11 protein-coding genes are annotated in these 9,464 nt (G+C 61.3%); 8 read left to right on the forward strand and 3 right to left on the reverse strand.

Annotated features, from left to right (window positions below):
• Positions 1–274 precede the first annotated feature (274 nt).
• Positions 275–2,401, forward strand: coding sequence for a prolyl oligopeptidase family serine peptidase (locus tag GM79_RS12890; protein WP_081867741.1), 2,127 nt, complete (start codon positions 275–277; stop codon positions 2,399–2,401).
• 154 nt (positions 2,402–2,555) lie between these two features.
• Here GM79_RS12890 and GM79_RS12895 read toward each other — a convergent pair whose 3' ends face one another.
• Together GM79_RS12895 and GM79_RS12900 are read right to left on the reverse strand one after the other, a co-directional pair.
• Positions 2,556–3,356, reverse strand: a complete 801-nt coding sequence (locus tag GM79_RS12895; RefSeq protein WP_035564518.1) for an ion transporter — start codon at positions 3,354–3,356, stop codon at positions 2,556–2,558.
• A gap of 109 nt (positions 3,357–3,465) precedes the next feature.
• Positions 3,466–4,254, reverse strand: coding sequence for an oxygenase MpaB family protein (locus GM79_RS12900; RefSeq protein WP_035564493.1), 789 nt, complete (start codon positions 4,252–4,254; stop codon positions 3,466–3,468).
• A 169-nt stretch (positions 4,255–4,423) separates the two neighbouring features.
• Between GM79_RS12900 and GM79_RS12905 the strand changes: the two genes are divergently transcribed.
• From GM79_RS12905 to GM79_RS12925, 5 genes are all read left to right on the forward strand, one after another.
• Complete coding sequence (locus GM79_RS12905) at positions 4,424–5,287, forward strand: SDR family NAD(P)-dependent oxidoreductase (protein WP_035564495.1); 864 nt, start codon at positions 4,424–4,426, stop codon at positions 5,285–5,287.
• Between the two features lie 188 nt (positions 5,288–5,475).
• On the forward strand, positions 5,476–6,411 hold the full coding sequence (locus tag GM79_RS12910) for an NmrA family NAD(P)-binding protein (RefSeq protein ID WP_235184059.1): 936 nt from the start codon (positions 5,476–5,478) through the stop codon (positions 6,409–6,411).
• A 407-nt stretch (positions 6,412–6,818) separates the two neighbouring features.
• Positions 6,819–7,391 (forward strand): hypothetical protein, encoded by a 573-nt coding sequence (locus GM79_RS12915; protein WP_051718854.1) that lies wholly within the window; start codon positions 6,819–6,821, stop codon positions 7,389–7,391.
• Positions 7,392–7,523: 132 nt separating this feature from the next.
• Positions 7,524–7,718 carry a hypothetical protein gene (locus GM79_RS12920; protein ID WP_035564497.1) on the forward strand — a complete coding sequence of 65 codons (195 nt, stop codon included), beginning with the start codon at positions 7,524–7,526 and terminating at the stop codon, positions 7,716–7,718.
• Between the two features lie 92 nt (positions 7,719–7,810).
• Entirely contained in the window at positions 7,811–8,005 is a 195-nt protein-coding gene (locus GM79_RS12925; protein WP_035564500.1) for a hypothetical protein, read from the forward strand.
• Here GM79_RS12925 and GM79_RS12930 read toward each other — a convergent pair.
• Entirely contained in the window at positions 7,974–8,555 is a 582-nt protein-coding gene (locus GM79_RS12930) for a Fic/DOC family protein (protein WP_035564502.1), read from the reverse strand. The genes GM79_RS12925 and GM79_RS12930 overlap by 32 nt on opposite strands.
• 181 nt (positions 8,556–8,736) lie before the next feature.
• Between GM79_RS12930 and GM79_RS12935 the strand changes: the two genes are divergently transcribed.
• Positions 8,737–9,006, forward strand: coding sequence for a hypothetical protein (locus GM79_RS12935; protein WP_035564504.1), 270 nt, complete (start codon positions 8,737–8,739; stop codon positions 9,004–9,006).
• Positions 9,003–9,434, forward strand: a complete 432-nt coding sequence (locus GM79_RS12940) for a type II toxin-antitoxin system VapC family toxin (protein WP_035564506.1) — start codon at positions 9,003–9,005, stop codon at positions 9,432–9,434. Before GM79_RS12935 ends, GM79_RS12940 begins: the two co-directional genes overlap by 4 nt.
• Positions 9,435–9,464: the final 30 nt, after the last annotated feature.

A 9,464-nucleotide genomic window follows, 5' to 3' on the forward strand; every position in this document is an offset into this window, starting at 1 on the left:
AGTTTTGGGCATGCCTGAATGTTGAGCCGGCCGCCTCTGGCTGTTGGCTGGGCGCAACAAGCGAAAAGGGGGCGAGAACGAGCCCGCAAGCCACGGCTTTCGCCTCGACGCAACGCCGCCGCTCGCGCAACGTCTGTTGTATTGGCGCCACCGTTGGAAAGCGGCGCGGCTGTACCTTCCCACTCCTAACCGCGGCGGAACATCGGCTTGAAAAACCGGGGCGGCGCCTGGTGAGTTTATTGCCTGTATCTCAACCTTCCACAAACTCCATTCTATGAGAAGCTTCTATGCCTCGTGTGCTGCTGTGCTACTCGGCGCGCCCGCCCTTGCCCAAACGCCCATCAAGATGCTGCCTTACCCGCAGACCAAAAAGGTGGACACCGTGACCACCTACTTTGGCACCAAGGTGGCCGACCCGTACCGCTGGCTCGAAAACGACCAGGCGGCCGACACCAAGAGCTGGGTGCAGGAAGAAAACAAGGTGACGCAGGGCTACCTGGCCCAGATTCCCTACCGCGACGCCATCCGCAAGCGCCTCGAAACGCTGTGGAACTACGAGAAATATGGCGCGCCCTACAAAGAAGGCAAGTACACGTATTTCTCCAAGAACACGGGCCTGCAAAGCCAGTCGGTGGTGTACCGGCAGCTGGGCAGCACGGGCGCTCCGGAGGTATTCCTCGACCCCAACACGTTTTCGACAACCGGTACCACTTCCCTGGCCGGCCTCAGCTTCAGCAAAGACGGCAGCCTGGCCGCCTACCAGATTTCGGAGGGCGGCTCCGACTGGCGCAAGGTGATTGTGATGAAGGCAGCCGATAAAAGCATCATGGGCGATACGCTGAAGGACGTGAAGTTCTCGGGCCTGGCCTGGCGCGGCAACGACGGCTTCTACTACAGCTCCTACGACAAGCCCACGGCCGGCAGCCAGCTGGCCGGCAAAACCCAGATTCACAAGCTGTTTTACCACAAGCTGGGCACCAAGCAGAGCACCGATAAGCTGGTGTTCGGCGGCGAGCAGACGCCCCGCCGCTACATCGGCGCCAACCTCACGGAGGACGAGCGGTTCCTGGTCATCAACGCGGCCAACACCACCAACGGCAACGAGCTCTACCTCCAGGATTTGAGCAAGCCCGGCAGCGCCATTGTGCAAGTCGTGGACAATGAGAAGAGCAACGTGGGCGTGCTGGCCAACGTGGGCAGCAAGCTCTACCTCGAAACCGATTTCAACGCCCCCAACAACCGCGTGCTGACCGTGGACGCCGCCAACCCCAAGCCCGCCAACTGGAAAGACCTGATTCCGGAAACCAAAAACGTGCTGAACGCCAGCACCGGCGGCGGCAAAATATTCGCCAATTACCTCAAAGACGCTACTTCCATGGTGGAGCAGTACGATATGAGCGGCAAGAAGGAGCGCAGCATCGCGCTGCCCTCGGTGGGCACGGCCGGCGGCTTCGGCACTAAAATGGGGGAGAAGGAAACCTACTACACCTTCACGTCCTACATCTACCCACCCACCATTTTCAAGTACGACATCGCCACCGGCAAGTCCACGGTGTTCAAGAAAGCCGGCGTGCAGTTCGACCCCAGCAAGTTTGAGTCGAAGCAGGTGTTTTACAATTCCAAGGACGGCACCCGCGTGCCCATGATTATCACCTACAAAAAGGGCACCGTGCTCAACGGCAAAAACCCCACGCTGCTCTACGCCTACGGCGGCTTTAACAGCAGCGTGACGCCCGGCTTCAGCACCTCCAACATTGTGCTGCTCGAAAACGGCGGCATCTACGCCGTGGCCAACCTGCGCGGCGGCGGCGAGTATGGCGAAAAGTGGCACGCCGCTGGTACCAAAATGCAAAAGCAGAACGTGTTCGACGACTTCATCGCCGCTGGCGAGTACCTGATTAAGAATAACTACACGTCCAGGGATTACTTGGCCATTTCAGGAGCTTCCAACGGTGGCCTGCTGGTGGGCGCCGTGATGGCCCAGCGCCCCGACCTGTTCAAGGTGGCCTTCCCGGCCGTGGGGGTGATGGACATGCTGCGTTACAACCAGTTCACGGCCGGCGCCGGCTGGGCCTACGACTACGGCACGGCCCAGGACTCGAAGGAGATGTTTGAGTACCTCTACAAGTACTCGCCCGTGCACGCCCTGAAGCCTGCCAGCTACCCCGCCACCATGGTCACCACCGCCGACCACGACGACCGGGTGGTGCCCGCCCACTCCTTCAAGTTCGCCTCCAAACTGCAAGAGTCGCAGACCGGCGCCGCGCCCGTGCTCATTCGCATCGAGACCAACGCCGGCCACGGCGCCGGCCGCTCCACGGCCCAGGTCATCAGCGAGCAGACCGATAAATGGTCCTTCATGTTCCAGAACATGAACGTGACGCCGTATCAGAATAACTAAAAGCTGGTCTAAAAAACCGGTCTTAAAAGCCGGTCATGCTGAGCGCAGCCGAAGCATCTCTACCGTGCAAGTAATCAGTTTACTGCAGCGATAGAGATGCTTCGGCTGCGCTCAGCATGACCGGCTTTTTTTACGGTTGCTTCTGCATGAATACTCACTGCTTCTCTGCCGCCCGCCCGGCCCTTAAATCGGCTCGCAGCTGGCGCACTTCCTCGTGCAGCGCGGCTACGGCAGCGGCACCGGCTACTTCGGCTTCGGGGTCTTCGGCGTCGCGGCCCATGAAGAACGATGCCAGTGTGGCCGTGAAGTAGCCAAACACGGCGAAGCCGTAGAGCGCCAGAATGAAGCACAACGCCCGGCCTTCGCTGGTTTCGGGCCAATAGGCGCTGCCCATGCTGGTGAGCAGCATGGCGGTCCACCACAGGGCTTCGGGGTAGGTGCGCAGGCCGTTGGGCACGTCTTTTTCGAAGGCGAACATGCCGGCGGCGCCCAGCAGCAGCACCACGCCGGTGAGGCCCAGTACGTAGCTCAGCCCGCGCCGCCCGAAGCTGCGGGCCAGGGCCTTCATACCGCGGTTCAGGGAGCCCACCACTTTCACCAGCCGCAGTCCCCGCACCGCCCGCGCCGCCCGGAACACCCGCGCCAGCCGGAACAGGCGCAGGGCCGGCACCACCAGCGAAATCAGGGTAATGACGTTGGACTTTAGAAACGACAGCTTCTGCGGGGCCAGGATGAACTTGGCCAGAAAGTCAAGGATAAAAATCACCCAGATGGTGGTTCCCAGCATTTCCAACGCCGGCGAGAGGCCCCAAATGAGCTCCACACCCAGCAGCAGCAGCCACCCAAAGCCCAGCACCAGCATGGGCGTCTCGAGCCACTCGGTAATTTGCTGCAGCAGCTCATACCGCACGTATTGAAGTTCTTCTTTATCGGATTCGGAGGTCGGAGTAGGCATAGAGAGGTGCTGTGGGGCCAAGGGCTGGGTGCCCTTGTGCATACGCCCTGCAGGAAGCCAGGTTTGCGATATTATGCAGGGCAATGCAGACGGCTCAGCCGGTAGCAGCTCAGCCTGGCTTGGTAGGAGAGAGGCATTCCGGCTCACCATCCAGCGCCAGAATCTGGGCCCGGTAGGCCGGCGGCAAAATCGAGTTTTTCATCCACCGGCCTACCGCCAGCTGCTGCGTGGCGCGGTACACCGGCACCACGGGCCGCACCCACGACGGGCCGCCCAGGTGCAGCAAGCCGCGAACAATAGCGGGCACCACCAGGCGCTGGCCGTGGCGCAGCAGCCAGTACCGGAACGGCCCCAGGTGCTTGCGGTACTGCTGATAGAGGTCGGTGGTGAAGCGGCTGTGCGCCAGGTCGGCGGCGAGATGCTGCTGGCGCGCGGGCAGCCACGCGGTGTAGCTGGCGGGGATTTCCGCTATGCCCATGCGCCGCCCCACGCGGGCAAACACGTCGAACACTTCCTCTTTTTCGGCGGCCGTGAGGGAACGCTCCAATACCTCAAAGGCCCGGATGGAATAGTCGATGAGCAGGTAGAGCACGTCGCGGTAGGCCCAGGCCGGAATGGCCATGCCGCGCTTGGCTTCCACAGCCCCGTGGATGGCGGCAATGGTGTCGATGGCCCGCTCGGCATCGGCCTGCCGGGAGTACACAATCCGGCGGGCGTACTCCACCGTGGAAAACAGGCGGGCCAGCGGGTCAGCGGGCAGCCGGCCGGTGAAGTAAAGCCAATCCACGGCTTTGTTGAGGGCAAACTCGGCCGCCGCGCCCGCAAAGATGAAAAGCACCGTATCGGCCTTGCCCCAGATGGTACGCACCACGGAGCCCTGCGCCACAAAATATTCCATGCCGCAAGAACCGTCGCTGCCGGCAAAATAGTGCACTTCACCCGTCTTCCCGGAGAGTGCGCCGGCAGCTGGCCGCCCCTGCTGGCAGCGCTCCGTGCGGCCAGCAGGGGCGGAGGATAACGCCCGCCCGCGCCACCGCAACCGCCGTAAACCAGTTACCTTACGCCCCATGAATACTTCCCTTCCGGCCTTGGTCATCACCGGCGTTTCGAGCGGCTTGGGCCTGGCCACCGCCCGCGCTTTTCTGGCCCGGGGCTACCGGGTGTTCGGCAGCGTGCGCACGCCCGCCGATGCCGCCCGCCTGCAGGCCGAGCTGGGCGACGACTTCGGCCCGCTGCTGTTTGACGTGACCGACGGCCCGGCCATTGCACAGGCCGCGGCCGACGTAGCGCGCCAGCTGGCTGGCGAGCCCCTGCGCGGACTCATCAACAACGCCGGCATTGCCATCGGCGGGCCGCTGCTGTACCAGCCCATTGACACCGTGCGCCAGCACTTCGAGGTGAACGTGGTGGGCCTGGTGCAGGTAACGCAGGCGTTTCTGCCGCTGCTCGGGGCCCGGTCCGATTTCCAGGGGCAGCCTGGCCGCGTCATCAACATTGGCTCGGTGAGCGGGCAGGTGGCCTCGCCGTTTATGGGCGCCTACGTGGGCACTAAGTTTGCCCTGGAAGGCCTCTCGGCCACGTGGCGGCGGGAGCTGCAGCTGTTTGGCGTGCCCGTGGTGCTCATCGGCTTGGGCGTGACCAAAACGCCCATCTGGGACAAGGGCATGGACCTGGAACCGTACCGCGACACGCCCTACCACGGCCCCGCCCAGCGCTTCGCCACCTTCGTGAACAGTACCCGCGAAAAGGGCCTGACGCCGGAGTACGTGGCCGGGCGCCTGGTGCGCATCCTGGAAACGCCCCGGCCCCGGCTGCGCTACAGCATCGCGCCCGACCTAATGCGGAGCTGGCTCATACCCAAACTGCTTCCGGACCGCCTTTTCGACTGGATGCTGGGCAAGGGTCTCGGGCTGCTGCCGCCAAAAAAGTAAGCCATTTCCGGGCTGCCGGTGCGGCTGAATTGCGCTGTGGCACGTAATACCGCAAACCCCCGCTTGCTACATCTGGGAAGTAAGTGGCCTGCCGGGCCCCTTTGCCGCCACAGCTACCTGTTGCTAACACCGGGCTGGCCCGTCCGGCAAAAACTTCATTTTCGCTTCTCTCAATCAATTCTTTGACTTTGACTACACCCGCTACAACTCCGCAACCCGGCGCCAGTGCTGCTCCCGCCACCATCGCGCTGGCCGGCGCCACCGGCGACCTGGGCCTTCGCATTGCCCAGGCCCTGCGCCAGCGGGGCGCCGCGGTACGGGCGCTGGTGCGCCCCGGCAACACCAAGCCCGAGGTCACGGTCTTGCGCGACCTGGGCGTGGAAATAATGGAGGTTGATTTCAACAGCGTCACGGCCCTTACGCAGGCGTGCTCGGGTGTGGCCTGCGTGGTGTCGGCCCTGTCGGGGCTGCGCGACGTGATTGTGGACGGCCAGAAGCGCTTGCTCGACGCGGCCGTGGCGGCCGGTGTGCCCCGCTTCATCCCATCTGATTATTCCATCGACTACACCAAGCTGCCCAACGGCTCGAACCGCAACCTGGACCTGCGCCGGGAGTTCAACCAGCGCCTCGACCACGCGCCCATCCAGGCCACGTCGGTGCTCAACGGCATGTTTGCGGACTTGCTCACCGGGCAGGCGCCGGTAGTGCTCTTTGGCCTGAAGCGCGTGATGTACTACGGCAGCGCCGACCAGCCGCTGGATTTTACCACCACCGCCAACACCGCCGAATTCACGGCCGCCGCCGCCCTCGACCTCACCACGCCCCGCTACCTGCGCGTGGCTGGTGAAGTAGCCACTGTGCGCGGCCTGCAGGCGGCCGCCACTGCCGCCACCGGCGAACCCTTTAAGCTGCTCCGAGTAGGGCCGGTGGGGGTGCTGGGCGGGCTGATAAAGGTGACCAAAGCCCTGATGCCGACCACCGACGACGTGTTTCCGCCCTGGCAGGGCATGCAGTACATGCACAACATGTTTACGGGCCTGCCCAAGCTCGCGCCCCTCGACAATGCCCGCTACTCCGATATCCGGTGGACGTCGGTGCGGGAGGTGCTGGCCACTAAAAAATAATTCTGGGGAATCAACTCCCGTTGCCCCACTTGCTGACAGGGGAGTAGGCACTGCAATGGGGTGGTGGCGCTACCATGCCCGGCACCGCCTAGTGCAAAAGCTGTTGGGCGCAACGAAAGCTGCTTCTGTACGGGTACGCGCTTATAACTCGTGCCGGAAACGTCGTAAGGCGGTGCCTGCTGGTATCGTGCTGCTCGCCAGCACTTTGTTTCCGGGGGGGCTTCCCGCTATACGGCAGGGGAGACGAGCCCTCTTCGCATCGTTGATGGTTACGAGCTACAAACTCGCGCCAGCACGGAGCCACTGTGGAGGAAGCGTATTTGCCAAACCGGCAACCTCTGTTCCCGCAATGCAGTACTTTCAGGTAAACTCACTCCAGGCGTTAGCGCCGGCCTATTCTCCCGCTTATGAGCAACGTGCACATTTTTTCCGCTGATACAGAAGCCGTCCTCTGGCAGGAGGTAGCTGCTACTATTACTAGGGAAGGCGACTTGTTTGACTATAGTGCCGAGCTGATTCAGGACGGCTACCACATACAGCTAGATGTTGAAATTGACTTGGGTGGCGGCTTTGAGGGCGGCTTCCAAAGCACCCGCATGGCCGCTCAAGTGCCTGATAACACCCGTTTGCGATTTGCCCTGCATGAGCAGGACTGGCTGCACGAGGTAGGCAAGCTGCTGGGAATGACCGACGTGGAACTGGGCGACCCGGAGCTGGATGCCGCTTTCATCATCACCACTAATAATGAGGCTGCTCTGCGCGAGCTCCTCCTGCCTGATTTAGCATTGCGCCAGACATTGCTCCGCCACCAGGAATGTCGTCTCACGCTGGCCCCTGCTTCCCACGAAGCCGGTGCCTTCGTGTACCTCACATTCTTCAAGGAAACGGCACTCACCGACCCTGCCGAGCTGCGGGAGGTGTACCACGCGCTCTATACCCTATTGCGGAAAATAGCCCCGCTGCCGCCCGCCACCACGTAGCCGCCTATGCGGCGAAATAGGGGATTCAGTAATCCCGCCGTCCGCCGGCTACCGCTCCGCGACCGGTGGGTCCCGCTTGAATGAAACGGGTACTTCTGTGTAACTTAGTAGCGTAATTAGCTCTCAAAGTTTATGTTGGTAGAAGTTGAGTTTCCCGAAGAAGATGCCGTTTTTCTAATGGAGCTTTTTGAAAGAATGCCAAACGTTCGCATCCTTCCGCCTAAGACTTCAGATGAAGTAATGCTGCGGGAAAAGATAGGCGCATTTCGTCAACAACTATATCACAGCTATGGGCAGATAGACCCATTGCAAGAGAGCAAGAATTAATCGGTAAGTCCATCTCCTGCACCCTGCACGAGCCATTAATTGAAACGGCCGCTTCAGCGCTACTTCAGTCGTCCGAGGCAAATTTCCACTCTATGACTTTTCGCCAACGCTACACCCAGTTACAGGACGCTTCTTTCGTGAAGCGCATGATGCTGCGCTCAGTGTATGGCACAATGGCGTTGGAAAACCAAACCGTCTCGATGGACCGGTTAGAAGCCCTCTACGAAAAAGTGGAAGCCGAGCGTGCTGCCACCACTACTCGCCAAACCGGCGAAGCTGCGCGCTAATCAACTTCTCCAGTTCCCGGTAGTCACCGGAGTTCCCAGCTTTTATGGCGGTCAAATAAGCCTCACGGTCAGCCCCGGCCTCGCGCTGGTACAAGGCAAGCTCTTGGTAGCCGTGGCGAAAGGCCAGAAAATTGGTGAGCAGGCGCGCTGTGCGACCATTGCCATTGGTGAACGGATGAATAGCCACGAACCGGTGGTGCGCATACGCCAGCAAGGCCGCCAATTCCACTTCGGTGCGCACCAGCTGTTGCCGGTGCTGCACTTCGTCGGCAAACTGGTAGAGCAGCGTGGGCACCTGTTGAAACGGCGGCGGCAGGAAGCTGCCCACATTGGGGTTGGAGCGCCGGTATTGCCTCGCCCAATCGTACACGCGCCCGAAAGCCGCACGGTGCAGGTCAAGCAGCAGCGCTACCGTGAAGTCGGTTTCTTCGGGTAGGTCATAGAGAAAGTTTTCGGCCCGGATGACGCCTTCTGCCTCTGCTTCGTCGAGCAGGTGGCGGTCGGTCAGGCCGAGCAAATCGTCTTCTGGTGCGTCGGTGTAGTGGCCCACAGGTAAATGCGATTTGATTGTGCCAAAGTAGCTGCTTCGGCCCAGCCGCCCGCCACCCCGCGCCCCATGAGTCCCGCCTGCGCTAAACCACCGCTTCTCCAGCAGCATCCGCTCCTGCGCCACCCCTGCCCGCTGCTCGCGCCGCTGAGCGAAACGGGAGCTTCTGTGTAACTTAGCTACTATGGAACTCGACGTAAAACTTAAATTCCCCACCGAGAAGGCTGCCGCCGTGTTGGAGTGGCTGCGTAGTCTACCTTACGGAGCCGCTGAATTACAAAGCCGTTCCGTAGAAACCGCTGGGGCTACTGAAACGACTGCTGCGGATTTGGCTGAGCGCGAACGGTTGTTCTACTCGCTATTCGGTGCCTGGAAATCGGAGGAAAGCGGTGAGGAATTAAACCGGATGCTCCAGGAAGCGCGGCACACCGAACAACGCGACATTGAGCTATGAGCCAACGCTACTTGCTCGATACCAATATCTGCGTTCATTATCTCAAAGGCGAGTTTGATATTCAGACGCGGGTTAGAGAAGCCGGACTTGCTAATTGCTTCCTATCCGAAATAACCATCGCTGAATTGCTGTTTGGTGTAGCCAATAGCGCCCCGGCCTGGCAAGCCCGACAGCGGCGCGATGTAGCCGCCCTCCGCGCCAGCTTTGCCGGGCAGACAATGCCCATCACCTCGGCGCTGGAAACCTTCGCAGACCTGAAAACTCATTTGCGCCGCCTCGGCCGCCTCGTGGATAGCTTCGATTTGCTGATTGGCAGCACGGCCATTTTCCACAACCTGACGCTGGTTACGCACAATACCCGCCATTTCGCCGATATGCCGGGAATTGCCTTGGTAGATTGGGTGAATGATTACAAGCCTGCCTCATAACTGCCTTCCTCCCCGGCGCACCCGCCCCGC

Origin of the sequence: Hymenobacter sp. IS2118, from assembly GCF_000715495.1 — a bacterium.
Classification (GTDB): Bacteria; Bacteroidota; Bacteroidia; order Cytophagales; family Hymenobacteraceae; genus Hymenobacter.

Coding starts and splice junctions, on each gene's coding strand:
- GM79_RS12905 (WP_035564495.1), top strand. CDS start 4,424: ATGAATACTTCCCTTCCGGCCTTGGTCATCACCGGCGTTTCGAGCGGC.
- GM79_RS12900 (WP_035564493.1), bottom strand. CDS start 4,254: ATGGAATATTTTGTGGCGCAGGGCTCCGTGGTGCGTACCATCTGGGGC.
- GM79_RS12890 (WP_081867741.1), top strand. CDS start 275: ATGAGAAGCTTCTATGCCTCGTGTGCTGCTGTGCTACTCGGCGCGCCC.
- GM79_RS12915 (WP_051718854.1), top strand. CDS start 6,819: ATGAGCAACGTGCACATTTTTTCCGCTGATACAGAAGCCGTCCTCTGG.
- GM79_RS12895 (WP_035564518.1), bottom strand. CDS start 3,356: ATGCCTACTCCGACCTCCGAATCCGATAAAGAAGAACTTCAATACGTG.
- GM79_RS12925 (WP_035564500.1), top strand. CDS start 7,811: ATGACTTTTCGCCAACGCTACACCCAGTTACAGGACGCTTCTTTCGTG.
- GM79_RS12935 (WP_035564504.1), top strand. CDS start 8,737: ATGGAACTCGACGTAAAACTTAAATTCCCCACCGAGAAGGCTGCCGCC.
- GM79_RS12920 (WP_035564497.1), top strand. CDS start 7,524: ATGTTGGTAGAAGTTGAGTTTCCCGAAGAAGATGCCGTTTTTCTAATG.
- GM79_RS12940 (WP_035564506.1), top strand. CDS start 9,003: ATGAGCCAACGCTACTTGCTCGATACCAATATCTGCGTTCATTATCTC.